Origin of the sequence: Mesobacterium pallidum (genome assembly GCF_019966535.1) — a bacterium.
Taxonomy (GTDB): domain Bacteria; phylum Pseudomonadota; class Alphaproteobacteria; order Rhodobacterales; family Rhodobacteraceae; genus Mesobacterium; species Mesobacterium pallidum.
This window is the reverse complement of record NZ_JAIMID010000026.1, coordinates 41,845-61,196: the sequence shown is the minus strand read 5'-3', so window position 1 is coordinate 61,196 and position 19,352 is coordinate 41,845. Positions and strand designations below refer to the sequence as shown.

At 59.8% G+C, this 19,352-nt stretch carries 24 protein-coding genes and 1 pseudogene; 23 read left to right on the top strand and 2 right to left on the bottom strand.

Annotation, left to right across the window (positions count from 1 at the left end; all coding sequences use genetic code 11):
- The first annotated feature begins 92 nt into the window (after positions 1-92).
- Positions 93-782 carry a DUF305 domain-containing protein gene (locus MF270_RS25085; protein WP_237219248.1) on the top strand — a complete coding sequence of 230 codons (690 nt, stop codon included), beginning with the start codon at positions 93-95 and terminating at the stop codon, positions 780-782.
- Between the two features lie 68 nt (positions 783-850).
- Positions 851-1,571, top strand: a pseudogene (locus tag MF270_RS25080) (MauE/DoxX family redox-associated membrane protein).
- 2 nt (positions 1,572-1,573) lie between these two features.
- On the opposite strand, the gene MF270_RS25075 reads toward MF270_RS25080, so the two are convergent.
- The gene (locus MF270_RS25075; RefSeq protein WP_081285562.1) at positions 1,574-3,664 is read right to left on the bottom strand and encodes a protein-disulfide reductase DsbD family protein; all 2,091 of its coding nucleotides are present in this window, start codon (positions 3,662-3,664) and stop codon (positions 1,574-1,576) included.
- 233 nt (positions 3,665-3,897) lie between these two features.
- Between MF270_RS25075 and MF270_RS25070 the strand changes: the two genes are divergently transcribed.
- From MF270_RS25070 to MF270_RS24975, 21 genes are all read left to right on the top strand, one after another.
- On the top strand, positions 3,898-4,077 hold the full coding sequence (locus tag MF270_RS25070; RefSeq protein WP_068241738.1) for a hypothetical protein: 180 nt from the start codon (positions 3,898-3,900) through the stop codon (positions 4,075-4,077).
- A gap of 20 nt (positions 4,078-4,097) precedes the next feature.
- A complete protein-coding gene (locus tag MF270_RS25065) occupies positions 4,098-6,650 on the top strand; it encodes an NAD-dependent epimerase/dehydratase family protein (protein ID WP_074837423.1) in 2,553 nt (850 codons plus the stop codon).
- 88 nt (positions 6,651-6,738) lie between these two features.
- Positions 6,739-7,167: a Cu(I)-responsive transcriptional regulator gene (cueR, locus tag MF270_RS25060; RefSeq protein WP_074837422.1), complete on the top strand. Its 429-nt coding sequence runs from the start codon at positions 6,739-6,741 to the stop codon at positions 7,165-7,167.
- Positions 7,168-7,186: 19 nt separating this feature from the next.
- Positions 7,187-7,525: a hypothetical protein gene (locus tag MF270_RS25055; protein ID WP_068241743.1), complete on the top strand. Its 339-nt coding sequence runs from the start codon at positions 7,187-7,189 to the stop codon at positions 7,523-7,525.
- Positions 7,526-7,666: 141 nt separating this feature from the next.
- Positions 7,667-9,118, top strand: a complete 1,452-nt coding sequence (locus tag MF270_RS25050) for a multicopper oxidase family protein (protein ID WP_238368391.1) — start codon at positions 7,667-7,669, stop codon at positions 9,116-9,118.
- A gap of 20 nt (positions 9,119-9,138) precedes the next feature.
- Positions 9,139-10,071, top strand: coding sequence for a sialidase family protein (locus tag MF270_RS25045; protein WP_237219247.1), 933 nt, complete (start codon positions 9,139-9,141; stop codon positions 10,069-10,071).
- A gap of 11 nt (positions 10,072-10,082) precedes the next feature.
- The gene (locus MF270_RS25040; RefSeq protein WP_093743767.1) at positions 10,083-10,580 is read left to right on the top strand and encodes a DUF411 domain-containing protein; all 498 of its coding nucleotides are present in this window, start codon (positions 10,083-10,085) and stop codon (positions 10,578-10,580) included.
- 4 nt (positions 10,581-10,584) lie between these two features.
- Positions 10,585-10,713 carry a hypothetical protein gene (locus tag MF270_RS28270; protein ID WP_254903793.1) on the top strand — a complete coding sequence of 43 codons (129 nt, stop codon included), beginning with the start codon at positions 10,585-10,587 and terminating at the stop codon, positions 10,711-10,713.
- Positions 10,710-11,195, top strand: coding sequence for a c-type cytochrome (locus MF270_RS25035; RefSeq protein ID WP_076695200.1), 486 nt, complete (start codon positions 10,710-10,712; stop codon positions 11,193-11,195). Before MF270_RS28270 ends, MF270_RS25035 begins: the two co-directional genes overlap by 4 nt.
- Positions 11,192-11,764, top strand: coding sequence for a DsbE family thiol:disulfide interchange protein (locus tag MF270_RS25030; RefSeq protein ID WP_198039721.1), 573 nt, complete (start codon positions 11,192-11,194; stop codon positions 11,762-11,764). Before MF270_RS25035 ends, MF270_RS25030 begins: the two co-directional genes overlap by 4 nt.
- The gene (locus tag MF270_RS25025; RefSeq protein ID WP_076695195.1) at positions 11,761-12,285 is read left to right on the top strand and encodes a TlpA family protein disulfide reductase; all 525 of its coding nucleotides are present in this window, start codon (positions 11,761-11,763) and stop codon (positions 12,283-12,285) included. Before MF270_RS25030 ends, MF270_RS25025 begins: the two co-directional genes overlap by 4 nt.
- Before the next feature lie 90 nt (positions 12,286-12,375).
- Positions 12,376-12,561 (top strand): hypothetical protein, encoded by a 186-nt coding sequence (locus tag MF270_RS25020; RefSeq protein WP_083716751.1) that lies wholly within the window; start codon positions 12,376-12,378, stop codon positions 12,559-12,561.
- A gap of 35 nt (positions 12,562-12,596) precedes the next feature.
- Entirely contained in the window at positions 12,597-12,878 is a 282-nt protein-coding gene (locus tag MF270_RS25015) for a hypothetical protein (RefSeq protein WP_076695191.1), read from the top strand.
- Positions 12,879-12,929: 51 nt separating this feature from the next.
- Positions 12,930-13,685: a DsbA family protein gene (locus MF270_RS25010; protein ID WP_076695189.1), complete on the top strand. Its 756-nt coding sequence runs from the start codon at positions 12,930-12,932 to the stop codon at positions 13,683-13,685.
- The gene (locus tag MF270_RS25005) at positions 13,675-14,316 is read left to right on the top strand and encodes an SCO family protein (protein ID WP_076695187.1); all 642 of its coding nucleotides are present in this window, start codon (positions 13,675-13,677) and stop codon (positions 14,314-14,316) included. Before MF270_RS25010 ends, MF270_RS25005 begins: the two co-directional genes overlap by 11 nt.
- A gap of 17 nt (positions 14,317-14,333) precedes the next feature.
- A complete protein-coding gene (locus MF270_RS25000) occupies positions 14,334-14,768 on the top strand; it encodes a copper chaperone PCu(A)C (RefSeq protein WP_076695185.1) in 435 nt (144 codons plus the stop codon).
- A 5-nt stretch (positions 14,769-14,773) separates the two neighbouring features.
- Entirely contained in the window at positions 14,774-15,334 is a 561-nt protein-coding gene (locus MF270_RS24995) for a cytochrome-c oxidase (protein WP_076695183.1), read from the top strand.
- 20 nt (positions 15,335-15,354) lie between these two features.
- Positions 15,355-15,855: a hypothetical protein gene (locus MF270_RS24990; RefSeq protein ID WP_067264422.1), complete on the top strand. Its 501-nt coding sequence runs from the start codon at positions 15,355-15,357 to the stop codon at positions 15,853-15,855.
- A complete protein-coding gene (locus tag MF270_RS24985) occupies positions 15,849-16,583 on the top strand; it encodes a cytochrome c biogenesis CcdA family protein (RefSeq protein ID WP_009824512.1) in 735 nt (244 codons plus the stop codon). Before MF270_RS24990 ends, MF270_RS24985 begins: the two co-directional genes overlap by 7 nt.
- 6 nt (positions 16,584-16,589) lie before the next feature.
- A complete protein-coding gene (locus MF270_RS24980) occupies positions 16,590-17,204 on the top strand; it encodes a class I SAM-dependent methyltransferase (RefSeq protein ID WP_083716750.1) in 615 nt (204 codons plus the stop codon).
- Positions 17,205-17,311: 107 nt separating this feature from the next.
- Complete coding sequence (locus MF270_RS24975) at positions 17,312-17,971, top strand: cation diffusion facilitator family transporter (protein WP_198039720.1); 660 nt, start codon at positions 17,312-17,314, stop codon at positions 17,969-17,971.
- Here MF270_RS24975 and MF270_RS24970 read toward each other — a convergent pair.
- Positions 17,955-19,202 carry a cytochrome P450 gene (locus MF270_RS24970; protein ID WP_238368390.1) on the bottom strand — a complete coding sequence of 416 codons (1,248 nt, stop codon included), beginning with the start codon at positions 19,200-19,202 and terminating at the stop codon, positions 17,955-17,957. The two genes, MF270_RS24975 and MF270_RS24970, sit on opposite strands and share 17 nt — an antisense overlap.
- Positions 19,203-19,352 lie beyond the last annotated feature (150 nt).

The window sequence follows — 19,352 nt, the reverse complement described above, 5'->3', positions numbered from 1 at the left end:
CACTCCTTTTCTTTGGATGCGTATCAACTCGCAATGGCTGATCCCGTCGGCAATGTGGGGTGGCGACACCGTTTACCCTTTTCATGTTGAACATGTACAAGAACAAGGGCGTCAACGCCGCGATCTTTCTCGGGTCTGTCGTGATGTTTGCCGGCGCGCTCTGGCTCGTGAGAAGCCAGGAGACCATTCAGGACGAAAGCTGGATGAGCGCGATGATCCCGCACCACTCCATCGCGATCATGACAAGCGAACGGGCCGAGCTGACAGATCCACGGGTCAAGGCTCTGGCTTCGGAAATCGTGACGGCGCAAAATCGCGAAATTTCCGAAATGCGTTTCCTCATAGATGACATTGAGGCAAATGGCGAAGCCGGTCCTGAATGGCCACTTGGTGAAGCGGACGGTCCGGCTGAAATGGAGGGGCTTCAAGAAGCGATTGCAACCCCGGTGATTGCCGGAATCCGTCCTGCACCGCTCAAAGCCGAAGAAATAACACGCGCACTGGGGTCCGACGGACAATGCCGTTTCATTCGCGCCGTGAACGCCGATCCCATTCTGGTCACGGACGGGGCGGGGAACGGCGTCGCCAAGATATCCGGATCGCTGGTCAACTTCACGTCGCAAGACACAGTGACGTCCGGTGGCGTCCTGTCTGCCGATGGTGGCCAATTCACGCTGGCGCCGGGTGACGCGGACGGTGAAGACGCCACCCTGCTGTTTGAATTGACGGGAGAGACGCCTCTGACTGTCGGATTTACCGGGTATTGGACCTGCAACGGTTAAAGGATTTAAAGGAACGCGTCATGACGAGAGAGGCAAAATCCACCCCGAAGACGGCGGTTTTGTACCGAATGGTGATGGAGGAGCATGTTTGTCCCTATGGGCTGAAAATCGAAGGACCTGCTTGAGCGGGAGGGGTATTCGATTGAGGACCGGCCTCTGAACACCCGCGAGGAAACGGATGCTTTCATGGAAGAACACGGTGTCGAAACGACTCCGCAGACCTTTATCGGCAATGAAAGAATTGGTGGCTATGACGCGCTGAGGGAATTTTTCGGCCAGGACGTAAAGGATGACGACGAGACGACTTATCAACCCGTCATTGCGATATTCGCGGTCGCATTCCTTATGGCGCTTGGTCTCAGTTGGGCGTTTTACGGTTCGATCCTGACGCTGCGGGCATTCGAGTGGTTCATCGCGATCTCGATGAGCTTTCTTGCTGTTCAAAAACTGCAGGACGTCGAGACGTTTTCCACGATGTTTCTGAACTACGATCTGCTTGCCCAGAAATGGGTGCGCTATGGCTATGTCTATCCCTTCGGCGAAGCACTTGCCGGTATTCTCATGGTCGCCGGTGCCTTGGTCTGGATCAGCGCGCCTGTTGCACTGTTCATCGGTACGGTCGGAGCGGCTTCAGTTTTCAAGGCCGTCTACATCGATAAGCGCGAGATCAAGTGCGCCTGCGTGGGCGGCGGTTCAAACGTGCCGCTGGGTTTCGTGTCCCTGACCGAAAACCTGATGATGATATTCATGGGCGTCTGGATGTCGGCGCGTGCGATGGGCCTCTTTTAGGCCTAACCATCCGTTTTCAAAGCGGTCACAGGGTCGCCAAGTGCGGCCCTGCTCAGCGCGTCGAGAACGGCTTCGGACGTCAGAACCTCGGACAGGATGATCCCGTCTGGCGCGTTTGGCCCGTAGACGATGTTGAACGGGATGCCAAACCTGTTGTGGCTTTCCAGATACCGGGAAATGTCAGTGCTGGGCCTAGTCCAGTCTGCCCGCATCGCAACGACATTATCACCCCGCAGTTGGTCGACCACGGGCGCACGGTCCAGCACCAGCGTCTTGTTGGCCTTGCACGTCAGGCACCAGTCTGCGGTCACGTCGACAAAGACGGTTTTTCCCTGCGACACCAGTTTCGGTATCTCGGAGCGATCGAACGCGACCCAGTCCTGGCCCACCGCTCTCGTCTGCGGCGGGATTGTCAGCGCCGTCGGCACCAGAAGGCTGAGAACAGCAACCACCACCAGCGCTGTCGGGCGCGTCAATCTGCCCGGCAAACGTATTGTTGCGAGAAGAATGAAAAGGCTCGTCATAAGCAGCACGGTCATGGCCACCCGGCCACCCGCCACCCCTATCAGTACCCAGAGCAGCCAGATCGCGGTCCCGGCCAGAAGACCGGCAAGCACCCATTTGACGACAACCATCCAACGTCCCGGCCTGGGCAACAACCGGACCAGACCAGGCTTCCCCGCCAGAACCAGATAGGGCAGGGAGAGCCCAAGCCCCAGAGCCGTGAAAACGAGAATGACATCAATCGGGCGCCCGGACAGGGCAAAGGCAACCGCTGTCCCCAAAAACGGGGCCGAGCAGGGCGTGGCCAGCACCGCCGCGAAGGCGCCTGTTGCAAAATCTCCGCCATACCCGTCGCGACCGCTTGATCTGGCCAGCCGTGACTGCAACCCGGAGGGCAATGAAACTTCGAACACCCCGAACAGATTGGCAGAGAACACGGCAAGCACCAGAAACATGACGGTCAGGAAAACAGGGCTTTGGAATTGCAGGCCCCACCCAACGGTGACGCCGACGGATTGCAGAACCAGAATGATTGCGGCGAGGGCCCACATGAACACCAGAACGCCAAGCGCCGACATCAGGAACCCATTCCGGACCTCGTGCGCTGGCTTGTTTCCATGATTGAGAACCGATGTCAGCTTGATGGACAGGACAGGCAGAACACAGGGCATGACATTCAGGATCAGACCGCCAAGAAAGGCAAAGGCCGCAATCGCCAGGATTTGCGTCAGATCCGGCAGGTTCGCCATAACCTCGAATGGTGCACCCGGGATGCGGTCTGACCAAGCGGGCTGCGCTGTCACCGCGCGTGATCCATCGGTCAAAGTCAGTTGCAGGGGCGGCGGATCCTCCCCTTGCGCGAGAAGAGGCAGCTTGGCCCAAAGGGCTGTTCCCGCATCATCGGTTCGGATGTCCGGTTTGCCAAAGGTGAATTCCGGCCCCAGTTCCGGAAAGATATCCGGCTTCACAAAGGCATTCGCACTGCGCGCCGTCACATAAAGCGCATCATCCGCGATCACCGCCGTTTCGACAATGATGTCGCTCTCTTCGGGACCAAGCGGCACCCGCTGGGCATACTCCGAAATCAGGCCCGCCGCCTTCGCGTCAATCCCGGTGCCCGCCGGAATTGTCAGTGCGAGATCGAAATCATGCGGCACACAGACAGTCGAGCACGCCAGCAATGAAACACGCGCCTGCAATGTTGCGGACTGGCCCGCAGTTTCGAGAACTGCCTGAATGGGCAGGACGACACGGGTCTTGTAGCCAAAATTCTCGATGCCGAATGCCGTGAAGCGCTCAGGCGCGGGCCAGAGCATCTGTGCGCTCACCAGATTTTCCGATCCATCCCATGAAATTTCAGGCGGCAGACCCACCTCGCCGGGCGAACGCCAATAGGCTTTCCAGCCCTCGGCCAGCTCGACATCCAGGCCAAGGGAAAGGGTTCTGGAGGTTTCCGCGACCCCATTTTCAACGGAGATGAGCCGGGCCGTGATTGTTGAATTCTCGTAGGTATCGCTCGATGCAGCAAAGCCCATGGAGGCCCAAAGGCAAGCCATGAGAAGGAAGAATAGGCGCAACGTGGTTCGCATCATCTTTTGGCTCGCTTCCACCCTTGTCCCGAGATCGAAATCCGAAGCACCTCTATGGCTGCATCTCCCGGTTGGTCAACTTTACAAACGGATACAATGTCGTTTGTGAAGCCATCCCGCTGCGAGAATAACGCGACGAAGTCCGCGTTCGTAGCAGGAAGGCCAATAGAAGCTTTTTTCTTCATTGAACATTTCAATCGCAACCGCGGCCTCCAACCTTCCAGCGCTGGAAATTGAAACCAAATGCGGATGACTTAGTTGAACGCTTAGCAATTGAGAGAAGGAAGAAGATCATGATGGATGGTGGAATGATGGGCGGCGGTATGATGATTGGAATGGGACTTGTCTGGCTCCTTGTCATCGTGGTGCTGATTCTCGCAGTTATTGCGCTGGTGAAATACCTGCGTACGTAGCGGAAGGCCGGAGCGTCGCCATGGCAGATGAAAGCAAGCCGGTCGTTATAGTTACCGGGTCGAGCGGGTATCTCGGGGCCGCGGTGGTGCGACGGCTGCACGGGTCCTACCGCGTCGTCGGACTTGACCGGTATTCGCCGCCCCATCCGCCGCATCAGGCCGAGTGCGTCTGTTTCGACATCACCGATCAGGCAAGTGTCGATACCGCGCTTGATCGTGTGCGGCTGGCTTACGGCGACAGGATTTCCGCCTGCATTCACCTTGCGGGCTATTTCGATCTCAGCGGCGAGGATGATCCGGCGTATGATGCCGTTACAGTCGAAGGCTCGAAACGGCTGCTGAAGGGTCTTCAGGGGTTTGAGCTTGAACAGTTCGTCTTCGCTTCCACCATGCTTGCCCATGCGCCGACCGAGCCGGGGGAGCCGATAGACGAGGATCATCCTCTCGATCCTAGGTTTCCTTACCGCGCATCGAAGGTGCGCACGGAGAAGGTACTGCGCGAGGTAAGGGGCGACGAGAAACTCGTGCTGATGCGCCCCGCCGGTATCTACGATGACAACGGGCAGTCGACTTTTCTGACCCACCAGATCGCCCGCATTCACGAACGACGATTCAGCGGCAAGGTTTATCCTGGCGATCTGTCGCGCGGGCAGGCGTTCCTGCATCTCGACGATTTTCTAGACGCGGTGGAACGTATCGTTGATCGGCGCGTCAAGCTGCCGGACGTTTTTCCGGTGCTACTGGGCGAGGCCGACCCGATACCCTTCGGCGAGTTGCAGCGCCTGATCGGGCGCGAGCTGCATGGCGAGGACTGGATCACCTGGAACGTGCCGTCCCAACTGGCCAAGCTCGGCGCCTGGACGGAAAACAAGGTATTTGGGGAGGATGCCTTCATCAGGGCATGGATGGTCGATATTTCCAGCGATCACTACGAGCTAGACCTTTCGGCGGCGAAAAAGCACTTGGACTGGACGCCTGAACACAGTCTGCGCGACGACATGCCGGGCATCCTTCAGCGCCTGAAGGACGATCCCTACGAATGGTACGAAGCGAACGGGCTGAACGCCGCACGGGTCTCGGCGGCCAAGGTCGAAAACGCCGTGGCGGAAGAGGCTGCAGAGCATGCACCGACGGAGGCCGAGGCGAACGCGGATCGGCGCGAGCATGATCAACACATGCGGCAGATGCATTTTTCTATGCTCTGGGTGCATTGGCTGGTCATGGCGCTCGGCCTGTGGTTGGCCACCGCGCCATCGGTTTTCGGCACCTTCGATCAGACCGAATTCAGCGCGGCGGTCCAGCGCGTGACGGAGGATCGCGGGCTGTGGTCCGCCGCTACACGCAGTTGGCTGACCGCGTGGAACAATGTCTTCACCGGACTTGCCATCATGGTCTTTGCCGCCCTGTCGCTGCGCCATGGTAACGGCTGGGCGCAATGGGTGAATGCCGCGCTCGGCGTCTGGCTGCTGGCCGCGCCGCTGGTGTTCTGGACGCCGGACGCGGCCGTCTATGCCAACGACACGCTGATCGGCGCGCTGGTGGTCGCGCTGACAATCCTGATCCCGATGATGCCGGGCATGTCGCGCGAGGGGATGATGGACGATACCGATATCCCGCCCGGCTGGACCTACTGCCCCTCCACCTATGTCCAGCGCCTGCCGATCATCGCGCTCGGTGTCGTGGGCTTCATCCTGTCGCGCATCCTGTCGGCCTACCAGCTCGGCCATGTAGACGGCGTGTGGGAGCCGTTCTTTTCATCGCCGGTCGCGCTGAATGGCACCGAATACATCATCACCTCCGATGTCTCGAAAGCCTGGCCCATTGCCGACGGCGGCCTTGGCGCAATGAGTTATATGTTTGAGATCATGATGGGCGTGATGGGCAGCCGCCTGCGCTGGCGCACGATGCCCTGGATGGTCGCACTTTTCGGCATCGTTGTCGGGCCGCTTGGCGTGATCAGCATCTATTTCATCATCATTCAGCCGATTGCCATCGGCACCTATTGCACGATCTGCCTGATGGCGGCGCTGGCCATGCTGATCATGATCCCGTTCTCGCTCGATGAAATCGTCGCGATGGTGCAGTTCATGGTCTGGAATACGCGCCGGGGCAGACCGTTCTGGCGCGCGTTCTTCAGGGGCGATGCTCTGCCCGGTGGCACAACGGGGGGCGAAATGAGCTTCGACGCGCGACCGATGCAGATCTTTCGACAAAGCGCACGCGGCGTCACCGTACCATGGACACTCGGGCTGAGTGCTGCGATCGGGGTCTTCCTGATGTTGTCGCGCGCGATCTTTGGCAATGAAGCGGCCATGGCGAACAGCGATCACCTGCTGGGCGCACTGGTCCTGACCACTGCGGTCATCGCCTGGGCCGAGGTCGCGCGCCCGTTGCGGTTCCTTAACATCCTCTTCGGCCTCTGGCTCATTGTCGCGCCTTGGTTCCTGGGCGGAGGCACGGTGGCAGGCAGCCTTGTCGGTATCCTCGCCGGGATCGCTCTCATCGCGCTCAGCCTGTCGCGTGGGAAGCGCAGCGAGGAACACTATGGGAGTTGGGACAGGTTCATTTTTTGAAGGGGCGTCACAAAAAGATTGCCAAGCGTCCTTGACCTTCCAGTAGGTGGAAGGACTATCTGGTGTTTCAAGGAGAGGGTTGCCAGCTATGAACATTGGAAATGTTTCGGAACAGAGCGGTTTGCCCGCAAAAACAATCCGGTATTACGAGGATATCGGACTCGTGCAACCGTCGCGGCGTGAAAACGGGTACCGCGATTTTGCTGTTCAGGATCTGCACAAGCTGGCGTTTCTCGGCCGGGCGCGGTCGTTGGGTTTCGGCATCGAGGAATGTCGCACGCTGTTGTCATTGTACGAGGACCGCGAGCGGTCCAGCGCCGACGTCAAGGCGATCGCCCAAAGTCACCTCGCGCGGGTGGATCAAAAAATCGAGGAGTTGCAGGCGCTTAGCGCGACGCTTCGTGATCTCGTTGTTCGGTGTCATGGCGATGATCGTCCCGACTGCCCGATAATGGATGATCTGACGCCTTCCGACCTCGCGGGGACGCGAAAACATCCCGCTGGAACAACCCTCTGAACACTGGTAAATTAGCCGCATGCACTTTGTCGCCCGCCTCATCATGATAGCCGTCCTTGCCGCCTTCGCGGCAAGCTCGGTTGTGCATGCGGCCGGTTCGGCCAGAATGGCATCTGAAATGATCGCAGCCGGAGCTGAAATGCCAGGTGCCGACTGTGAGGCGTGCGATGGTTCGGCGGGACCCTCAGGCATCGCTTGCGATTTCGTGTGCAACTCGGCGACCGCCGTCGCGCTGGTGGGAGCCTCGGCGGAATTTGGTCTAATTGCAGTTTCGAGCGCCCATGGACTGCCGATCGCGCGGGATTTTCGCGGTCTGATCAGCCCACCTGCCAAACAGCCTCCAAGATTCCTTCTCTGAACTGACACGCGCCGCGGCTTCGCAGCCGCAGTGTCATGCCGTGACGCCGGAGCCATGCTGCTTCGCGCTGCGGGTATTCCCCAACCGCAGTTGCCGCTTTGGCTCCGGCGGAGGACCGAATTATCAGAGAGCCCCAGTCCGATGTCTTTCAACTACAAAACTACCGTCAAGCGCCGCGCCTTTGTCGCGTCGTCGCTCGCGGGTGTGATGTCCGCCACCCTGCCTTTTCCGAGGATGGCAGAAGCCGCCACCCGGAAATTCTCACTCCGGGCCGCACCGGGAAGCACACGGCTTGTTCCCGAGCCACATCCGGACACTGCGGCCTGGTGCTACAACGGTAAGGTCCCGGGCCCGGAGATCCGCATTCGACAAGGTGATCGCCTTCAGGTCGAGGTTATGAATGACCTTGCGGAGGAAACCACTGTGCATTGGCATGGCATCCGGCTTCCCAACGCAATGGACGGGGTGCCGCACTTGACACAGGGACCGATCGCCCCGGGCGACAAGTTCGTCTACGAATTCGATGCAGTCGATGCCGGCACCTTCTGGTATCACCCACATCAGCGCAGCTTCGAGCAGGTCGGGCGCGGTCTCTACGGTCCCCTTATCGTCGAGGAGGCCAATCCACCTCGGGTCGACCGCGATGTTACTTGGGTCCTGGACGACTGGCGTCTGGCCGAGGACGCATCGATTTCGGATGATTTCGGCAATGCCCATGACTTAAGCCACGCTGGCCGCCTCGGGAACACTGTGACGATCAACGGTCACGTGCCGGAAACACTCGAGGTGGCATCGGGGGAACGGATCCGCCTCCGCCTGATCAACGCGGCGAATGCCCGGATCTTCGCACTCGATTTCGGGGACCATACACCGCGCATCATCGCGCTCGACGGGCAACCCGTCACACCGCATGAGCCGCGGGACGGTGTTGTCGTTCTTGGACCCGCAATGCGCGTCGATGTGATCCTGGATTGCACCGGCAAGCCAGGCGCACAAGCCCAGCTTGTAGACCGTGCGTACCGCGGGAACGATTTTCGAGTCCTCGATTTCACCTACGCTGAAACCGCCCTGCGCGAGGCCACACCCGACTGGCCGATCGCATTGCCCACCAACCCCATTCCGGAACCTAACCTGAGATCCGCGCAGCGTCATGAGGTGACGTTCACCGGCGGCATGATGGGCATGATGGTGGAACGCGAAATGGGCCTCGAGCCGCGTGGCGGCATGATGGGCGGCGGTATGATGGGCATGATGCATGACGGGCGCGGCATCTGGTTTGTCAACGGAAAGGCCGCCGAGGGCCATGTGCTCGATCCGTTCCTGACGTTGGAACGCAGTGCCAGTCACATCCTCGAGATGACCAACGCGACCGCCTTCGACCACCCGATCCATCTGCATGGCCATTCGTTCCGGGTGATCAGCCGAAATGGTACGCCGACGCAGCATCGTGAATGGCAGGACACGGTGCTGATGGCGCCCCGCGAACGGGTCGAGATCGCCTTCGTCGCCGACAATCCCGGCGACTGGATGTTCCACTGCCACATTCTCGAACACCAAGCCGCGGGAATGATGGGCGTGATCCGCGTCGCATGAGACCCGGAGGAGGACAAGAAATGACAAACAGCACCTTGAATTTTGAGCCGGACAGACGCCACTTCCTGGCACTGGGTATGGGTGCAGCTGCAGTGCTCGTGTTGCCCGGCGCGGTGCGCGCGGCCGACGGGGCGGCCGATATTCGAACGCTCGCCTTCGATGGCGACACGCTGCTGATCGCAGGCGCAACACTGAGGGCGAGCCCCGATGACGGTCGCAGTTGGCATGACAGGCCAACACCTTCCCCGGTCTCCTCGATCGCCACGCATCCTGCGCGTCCCGGACGTCTCCTTGCCGGTTTGGCGCGGGGAGGGGTGACCGTGTCCGACGATGGCGGAACGACATGGGCTGCCCGAAGCGAGGGGCTTGCCTCCGGCGAGGTCACCGCGCTGGCCGTGGCCGCCGGAAACCCCGACATGATCTATGCCGCAATCCGCGGCGACGGCCTTTGGAAGAGCGAGGACGCAGGCGCAACCTGGGCCCTGGCGATGGACAGGCCCTGGCTCGACGCAGCCGAGCGTGACCCGCTGACGCTGGCATCGGTCGATCTCGAAACCGGAATGGGCGGCATCTGGATCTATGCGGGAACCGAGAAAGGCCTGACCCGTGTTCCGGACTGTTTCTGCCGCTGGCAAGACGTTCAGCCCGGCAATGCGATGGACGCGCTGGTGACGGGCGACACGCCACCTGCCGAGGCACCCCTGCCGGCGGACGAGCCGGTCCTGTCACTGGCCAGTGCCCCTGCGGCACCGTCTACACTTTACGCGGCACTGCCGTCGGGGGTGTGGGCGTCGCAGGACGGCGGCGTGATCTGGACGCACAAGGCAAAAGGGCAGGGGAGGGCCGTCGCGGTTCACCCTAGGGACGAAAATCACATAGCCGCCCTCCTCAACGGCACCCTGAACCTCAGCCGCGATGGCGGCGCTACCTGGGCCGCGCTCGCGGTCGCATGATGGAGAACCCCATGAACAGAAGATATGTCCTGGCTTCGCTTGCTGCACTTGGCGTCGGCGGAACCTTCACTTTCACGACGCTGACTTCAGCACAAAGCACCGAAGACGCGACCGGTCCCGCAAGTACCGACGTGTCAGACGGAACGAAGCAGATCACGATCTGGCGCGATCCGGGCTGCGGTTGCTGCGACAGCTACGCCGATTATCTGGAAGAGAACGGCTATCAGGTGACACGCATCGACGATCGGGATTTTGATAAGCGCTCAATCGAAGTCGGCGTTCCCGAGCAGGGGCTCGGCTGTCATCTGGCCGAGATCGAAGGCTATTATGTCAGTGGATTGGTACCCTCGGAGATCCTGGAAAGGCTGGTCACGGAGAAGCCCGACATCACCGGCATTACTTTGCCGGGCATGCCTTCGAACGCGCCAGGAATGGCACGCGTAAAGACCGGTACGCTCAAGACCTATGCGTTCGGCGAGGGCGGGATCACCGTTTACTCCGATGAGTAACTGCATGGATATGATGACCGGCCCGATGATGGGGGTGATGATGTTCGGTGGAGGGCTTTTGCTCCTGCTCGTCGCCGCGGTTCTGCTGCTCAGCATCGTCGCACTCGTGAAATACCTCAGGAGTGCGACATGAGGCGGGCCGCAACAATCGGTGCCGCTGTTGCCACATTGACCGCGATCGGTGTTGCCGTCCTCGCGCAGTCGGAAAGCGACGAAGCTTCGGTGGACGGATTGACCTTCCTTGGCGACCCCGTGACTGTAGCCGACATCGCAGCAGGCGAGACACTCTATGCCGAGAATTGCGCATCCTGTCACGGTGCCGATCTGGAAGGACAGCCCGATTGGCGGCGGCGTCTGGACAATGGGCGCATGCCCGCGCCGCCACATGACGAAACCGGCCATACCTGGCACCATTCGGACCGGAACCTCTTTATTGTGACCAAAGGCGGCGTCGGCGCCGTCGTGCCCGGCTACGAAAGCGACATGCCGGCGTACGATGGCATTCTGACCGACGACGAGATTGCCGATGTTCTCTCTTACATCAAAAGCACCTGGCCGGATCGACAGCGCGAATTCCAGGCGGAAGTATCTGCCAACGACAAAGGTGATTTATGAGCGTGACCGAGGAACCCCGCCGCCGGAAGGGTCGGCTACTAACTATGATGCCAGTCGCGATCTTCGCCCTCATCGGCGCGGGCTTTTACTGGGGGCTGTTCAATGGTGACGATACTTTAGCGTCACCGCTTATTGGCAAGGCGGTGCCCGAGTTCGACCTGCCGCCGATAGAAGGCCTGCCGAACGGCCTGTCGACGGCCGATCTGAAGGGGCAGGTGTCCCTGGTCAACGTCTGGGCGTCCTGGTGTGTACCGTGCCGGGTCGAAATGCCGTTGCTGAACGAACTGGCGGCGCAGGGTGAAGTCCCGATCTTCGGCATTAACTTCAAGGACCGTCCCGAAAAGGCATTGGGCTTTCTCGATGAGCTTGGTGACCCTTACACCCGCATCGGCGCCGACCGGAACGGGCGCGTCTCCATCGATTGGGGCGTTTACGGCCTGCCCGAGACCTTCGTGATCGATGCCGAGGGCCGAATTGCCTACAAGCATATCGGCCCCTTTGACCGTCGTTCCCTGGAGGAAGACATCCTTCCCGTGGTGCGGCGCCTTCAGGAAGGAGCCGGATCATGAAACGACGCGAGTTATTGGCTGGTATGGCGGCGCTCGGCGTCGCGGGGCCGGTTCAAGCCAGACCATTAATGCCGCTTCACGAAAAGCCGCGGGAGATGCTGTCGCCACCTTTCGTCGATGGAAAAGGCCGCGATCTCACGCTGGCGGATTTCCGGGGCAGGGTGGTCCTACTGAACATCTGGGCGACCTGGTGCGTTCCCTGCCGTGAAGAGATGCCGACGCTCGACGCCTTGCAGGAGAAAATGGGCGGCGGCGACTTCCATGTCCTGCCGCTGTCGATCGACCGCGCCGGAATGAAGATCGTCCGCCGCTTCTACGACGAAATCGGTCTTCGTCATCTCGATACATACCTCGCCGAAGACATTCGGGTGATGGCAGCGTTTGCCGTAGTGGGCCTTCCCACCACGATCCTGATCGACCGCGACGGTTTCGAGCGCGGCAGGCTTGTCGGGCCGGCCGAATGGGACAGTCCCGAGGTCATGGCCCAGATTCAGAATCTCATCAACGAAAGGAGTGAATAACCAATGTCTGAAACTTCATCTCACACTGAGAATCCGGTGGCACGCCCATGGCGGCCACAATTTGGACAGCGCAGCCTGATTCTCGCGTCAATGACGATCATCGGTGCCGGGCTTTACCTGAACTGGGGTTGGGTGACGGCGATCGGGGCCGCTCCGCTGATCCTGGCGCTGGCACCCTGCGCCGTGATGTGCGGGCTGGGTGCCTGCGTGATGTGCAAATCGAAATCATGTGACAACAAGAGCACGGCCGCAGAGCCGGGCCTGCCGAGGGACTGAACCCGAAAACCTCAAGAAACCTTAAGGAGAAACTAATGACACTTATCAAGAAACTGAGCATGGCGACTGCCGTATCCGCGCTTTTGGCCACCAGTGTATTCGCCCAGGACAACACCGGTTCGTCCGGCCAGATGATGGACGGTGAGAACGGAATGGCCGGCAATATGATGGACGGCGATATGTCCGGCATGGACGGCATGATGCCCATGATGAAGATGATGCAGAAAATGGGCCCGATGATGGAGGCCTGCACCGAGATGATGGAGGCCATGAACAACTCCGAGGATGAAACCACCCCTTCGACCGACAAGGGCTGATCAATCATCGCCGGGGGCCAAGGCCCCCGGCGATTTGACAGGGAAAAATAGATGATACTCAAAACTGCCCTTCGCGTGTTTGCGGTCTTCCTCTGGGCGCTGATTTCCACGCCCACGATTTCGTTGGCCCAGCAATCGACGCCGCTCGATCAGGTTGAGCAAGAGGCCATCAAAGCCTTGATCCTGCAAACCATCCGCGAGAACCCGGAAGTTCTGGTGGATACGCTCCTGGCCTTCCAGGAAGAGGCTCAGGCACAAGCCCAGGCCGAACAACGGGCTGCGATTCAGCGCGTGGGTGAACTCCTGCTTGCGGACGCAAACACCGGCGTGATGGGCAATCCTGAGGGCGACATCGTGGTTGTCGAATTCTTCGACTACAACTGCCCCTATTGCCGACGCGCGGCTCCGGTCCTTTTCGAATTGATAGAGGAGAACCCGGACTTGCGCATCATCGTGAGGGAGTGGCCGATTCTCGGACCCGACTCCGAACTGGCGGCTCGGGCGTCGCTGGCGGCGATAAAACAGAACGGATTCGAGGCCTTCCACGATGCCCTGATGGCGCAGCCGCGCGCCAATGCCGTCTTTATAAGAAGGGCCGCTGAGCAGGCAGGGCTGGACTACGACCAGTTGCAGGCAGATATGGACGCGCCTGAAGTCGATGCCCATATCGCAAAGTCTCACGATCTCGCACGGCAGCTTGGAATATCCGGCACGCCGACATTTCTGATCGGGGAAACGCTCGTTCCCGGATTGTTGGAAAAGGCCGATCTTCAGGCTTTGATTGCGGAGGCCGGAGATGTCGATTGAACCCGGTGAAACCCCTCCGGAAGCGCGGCTCCTGAGATCCATATTGTGGGGCGCGGTATTTGTGGCCATTGCCGGGGTCGCAATATTCTCTGCCTTGGAAATGTATCTCGGCAATGGATCGAAGACTGTCCGCTATTCGGGCGAGGCGGATATTCGATCCGAACTTTCACTCACGGATCATACCGGACAGGAGGTGACCCAAGCTGATTATTCTGATCGCTGGCAACTTGTTTTTTTTGGTTTCACCAACTGCCCCGACATTTGCCCCACCACACTCGCCTACATGTCGAGCGTTCTGGACTTGCTTGGTGATGATGCGGATCAGGTGGCGCCGATCTTTATCACTGTCGATCCTGCGCGAGACACCGTGCCAGTTATGGCCGAATATGTGTCAGTCTTTCATCCAAGACTGATTGGCTTGACCGGAACTGAAGCGCAGGTTGCCGAGGCCACCAGAAATTTCCGCGCATGGTACAAGCGGACCGAGGATGACAGCGCGCCGGACGGTTATTTCATGGCGCATGCCGGGCACATATACCTCATGCGGCCCGGTGGCGAATTTGAGGCGGTCTATCAGGAAGGCGGCCAACCGCCCGAGGCGCTGGCGCAGGAAATCCGCAAAAAGCTATAAACAATGGAACTTGCCAAATGAAAATTACGACACTTGCAACCGCGTTAACTCTCTGGCCATTTTTCGCATCGGCCGATGTAACGATATCGGACGGTTGGGCCCGCGCGAGCATCCTCGCCTCGCGTCCGGCTGCGGCCTATCTCACGCTCACGAGCAATCAGAGTGATCAGCTGGTTGCGATCACCACACTCATCGCTGGAAACGTCACCATTCACGCCGTCGAGACCGGCGGCGATGATGTTAGCCGAATGGTCAAGATCGACGCCTTGGATCTGCCCTCCGGAGAACCAGTGACCCTCGCGCCCGGCAGCATGCATCTGATGCTGATGGGTCTGTCGGAAAAACTCGAAGAAGGCACCGATTTGCCGTTGATCCTGACATTCGCATCGGGTGCCCGAATGGAAATCAGCGTCCCGGTTCTCGGACCGGGCGCAATGGGACCGAAGGAGTAACAGCCATGAAAAACATACTCCTGCTGATAGCCCTCGTCGCGGGCCTCCCGGCCTACGCAGATCATCCTGGCGACCGTCTTGACGAGGTGATGGCACAAAAAGAACCTGCTTTCACTGCCGTTGACATCAACGAACTTCCTGCGTTGGATCTGCTCGGCCCTGACCGAGAACCGTTGGACTTGGAAAGCCTCTCCGATCAGGTCGTCGTTCTTAGTTCCGTCCCGTCCAACTGCGGGTCGCCCTGTGCTGACCAGCAGGCACTTCTTGAAAAGGTGAGGGGCGGAGTGAATGCATCTCCCATGCTGGACATGGTGACCTTCCTTGTGGTGACCGACGCCAGTGATCCGGTTCCCGGACCGATTGCCGAGAACGTGGTCATTGCTCGCGCACAAGTGCCAATAGAGAATCTGATCGATCAGTATCGCGCGATTGCGCCAGACCGTCCCGAAGCTCCGCTTGTGCATGTTATCGCGCGCGGCAACCGCCATTCCGGGGTCTTTGCGGGTTCCGCTTTCCGGCACATCAACATGATCCTGTACGTCAACGGCCTGACCAACGCGCATTGATCGAAGAACGGACCCCCAGCATGACAGCAAACACAGAAACCATTGAGACAAGCGATACCGGATGGCTGTCCGTCATCCGCCGATACATCGTCTATACCGCCGTCGGACACCTGATCTGGGAAATGGCACATATCCCGCTCTACACGATCTGGGTCGAAGGCACCTGGGGAGAGATTGTGTTCGCGGTCGTGCACTGCACCGGCGGAGACCTGTTGATCGCCATGAGCACGCTCTTGCTTGCCTTGTTTCTTGTTGGAGGGCACGCATGGCCGTCGGAACGCGCAGGGCGTGTCCTGCTTTTGGCCGTGGCCATGGGCGTCTCTTACACGATCTTCAGCGAGTGGCTGAACATCGTAATCCGTGCGGCCTGGGCCTATCGCGACATCATGCCGGTGGTCCCCGTCATCGACGCCGGTCTCACGCCCCTGCTGCAATGGATCATCGTCCCGACCCTGGCATATTGGGCTGCCACAAGAGTGCCCTTGCGCAAGCTATTCAGGGGTGAACGTGGTTCATGGTAGATATCTCGCTTCTGGGGCTCACCGCCGCGCTCTTGGCCGGTACGATATCGTTTCTGTCTCCCTGCGTGCTGCCTCTTGTGCCAGGATATGTCTCTTACGTGGCCGGGCGCACAGCCGCTGAAGGCGGGGCGGCTGCGGCCTCGCCGTCGCGCGCGGTCTGGCTGAGCCTGTGTTTTGTCCTCGGCTTCTCCACCATTTTCATGGGGCTTGGCGCATCCGCGACAGCATTGGGTCAGGCCCTTCTTCGGTGGCGGTATGAACTCAACCTCGTTGGGGGCGGCATCATCATTGTCTTCGGGCTTTTCATGATCGGGGCCGCGCGTGTTTCAGTGATGGAACGCGATTTCCGGTTCAATCTCAACATCCCCGGGGGCCAACCCGCTGCGTCCTATGTCCTCGGTCTTGCTTTCGGTTTCGGTTGGACGCCGTGTATCGGCCCGATCCTCGGCGCAATCCTGACAGCCAGTGCGGCGAGCGCCACGATGGGCGAAGGCGTCATGCTGCTTGCCGTCTATTCCGCAGGCCTCGGGATACCGTTTCTGATCGTGGCCGGATTCACCGATCAGATTGCGGGACGGTTGCGGGCCATCGGCCGGGTTGGCCGCCGCCTCCACCAGATTGCAGGCGTCGTGATGATCCTTATGGGACTGGCGATGATGACTGGACAGTTGAGCGCGCTGTCATACTGGATGCTCGATGCATTTCCGGTTCTTGGACGAATAGGGTAACAGCTCGTGCGGTTCTACGAAAAACATATACTTCCTGGCCTCACGCATCTCACCATGGGTCAGGAACAGCTTCTTCCCTACCGAAGGCGCGAGGTCTCAGGTGCGAAGGGCCGCGTGCTGGAGATCGGGATCGGCTCGGGCCTGAACCTCGCGCTCTACCCCGACGCCGTGGATCAGATCGTCGGTGTGGACCCGTCGCCGGAACTCCTTCATCGGGCCGCGCAGGCTTCTCAGGGCTTGACGCCGACAACGGAGATGATCGAGGGCGTGGCCGAAGCATTGCCGCTGGAAAATCGCAGCGTTGACTGCGTGGTTGCCACCTGGACGCTCTGCAGCGTGTCGGAACCGGAGAAGGTGCTGGCCGAGATCCGGCGCGTTCTCAAGCCGGATGGCGCCTTCCGCTTCGTCGAGCATGGAACAGCGCCCGAACCCGGTGTCCAGCGTTGGCAGCGCTGGCTCACGCCTGCCTGGAAGCATTGTGCCGGAAACTGTCACCTTGACCGCCAGACAGACACTCTGGTCGAGCAGAACGGCTTCCGCATGGAGCGGCTCGACACCGGCTACGCGAAAGGTCCGAAACCCTTTGTTTTCATGTATGAGGGGCAAGCTCGCCTTTATTGAGGCAGCTTAGAAGGAGAACAATGTCGGCTTCCAAATGGCGAGATACTGATGACAAGGTAACCAACTCTCGGCGGGAACTTATAGAATATATCAGGGGTTACCGCATCATGAGCAAGCAGAAAAATGATAGACAAACCAATCTGACACGCGGCATCCGCGTCGAGATCGCCAGCCTTGTCTACAACCTCATCGAGGTCGTCGTATCCGTCACCGTTGGACTTCTGACCGGCAGCGCCGCACTAGTGAGTTGGGGCCTCGACAGCACGGTCGAAGCCACCTCAGCCGGGACGCTGATCTGGCGCTTGAAGGCCGAGAAGGACGGTGGCGACAAGCGCACGGTCCTGCATCGCAAGAAGGTCGCGCTCTATGTGGTCGCCTGTGCTTTCTGGATCGTCGTCGCCGCGATCCTCTACGAGGCGGTGTCCGCCTTCATCTCGCAGGAGGCACCGGGCTTCAATTGGTGGGGGATCGCGATCCTGTTTGTCTCTTTAGTGGTCAATCCGCTATTGGCCTGGGGCAAGTATCGCTACGGCAAGCGGCTCGATTCACCCGCCCTGAAATACGATGCCAAGGATACCATGATCTGCGAATACCAGACCATTGTGGTGTTGGCCGGAATCGGTCTGACGCAATGGATGGGCTGGTGGTGGGCCGATCCGGTCGCGGCGCTTCTGATCGTGCCCTACGTTGCGTGGGAGGCGTTCGAGGCCACGAAGGATGCGCGGTCGGTCGGGCCGGGTGAGGCCGAAGCTACTGCCGACGCCTGACGTTGCGCATGATGAACCGGTTCTGGGGCAGTGATGGCAGCTCTCCTGGGTCAAGCTCCAAATCCTGATCCGGCACATCGTAGTCGATGTCGTTCACAAGATACCTGCAAAACGCCTTCATCTGACTGATCGCGATCCATTCACCCGGGCAGCGGTGGTTCGTGTAGTGGTTGCCGCCGCCCTGTGGAATGAAGTCGAAGGGGTTTTCGGCGCGGCCCCGAAACCGTTCGGGCCGAAACTCAAGTGGCGCATCCCATGAACGCCGATCGGTGTTCGTACCATAGAGGTCCAGCAGAACCCGGTGTCCTTTGGGAAAGCGATACCCTTGCCACTCGAAAGTACTTTTGACTCGTGCCGCGACCGCAGGAAAGAATGGATAGAGGCGGCGGACCTCCTGAACGAAGGGTTCGAGCAGTCCTTCGTCGTTCCGCAGTTTCTCCTGCCATTCTGGGTACCTGTACAGGGCGTGCGCCGTCTGCACGATGAATACAGACACCGCCACGGTCGGACGCAAGACGTTCAGCAACTCTACGGCGGCCACCCTGGGGTTCAACAACTCCCCGTCGAGATCGCGCCATGTCGCGATGAAATGAAGGGCGCTTTCCTGCGTCGGCTGAAGCTCGCCATCGCGGACCTGTTGGATCATCCGTGCTGCCCATTTTTCCAGGCGGTGGCGCGCCAGTCGCGCGGCCCAATGTTTCGGGCCGATGGCACCGGCGTCCTGAAAAAGCGATGTAAGCTGCGCCGTTCGGGTCGCCACCTCCGCCTCGGGAATCGGAACCCCACACCAGGCGCAAACGGCTCTCGTGAGCATTTCGCGCACTTCGTCGTAAAAAACGACTTCGTTCCTCGCCTCCCAGTCCGGCGCAAAGTTGTCCAGCATGTGAAGTGACATGCCCTGAAGCGCGGCTATATGCTCGGTCCCCATCATCGACATGAACATCTTCTTGCGGTGCTGGTGGGTAGCGTCGTCCAATCCCTGAACGCCGCCTTCACCCAATAGGGTCTTTTGTATGCGGCTTGGCATCGAGCCTTCGCGGATCAGCTGCTCTTCCCGATAGAAGGCTTCTGCCGCGGCAGCGCCAGTCATGCAGATTGTCTTGTGAAGAAGAATGCGCGTTTCGAAGAGGTCTGCGTCGAGATGGCGGCAAGTTTGCCGAATGAACCCATACGGGTTGCGCAGCAGGGCGAGTGTGCTGTCAAAGCCTGTTGCAGATGGCATGCTAGACATCGGCTATCCTCCTGTTTCTATTCTCTTTTTCTGGCCTTTTTTGCCTCGCCGTTCGCGGGGCGGGCACGGTGCCGAAACAGCAGTGCCGCTCCGAAGGAAAGCACGGCGTCCGCGCCCATAACATCTGTCACCGCTGGATCAGCTGCGGCG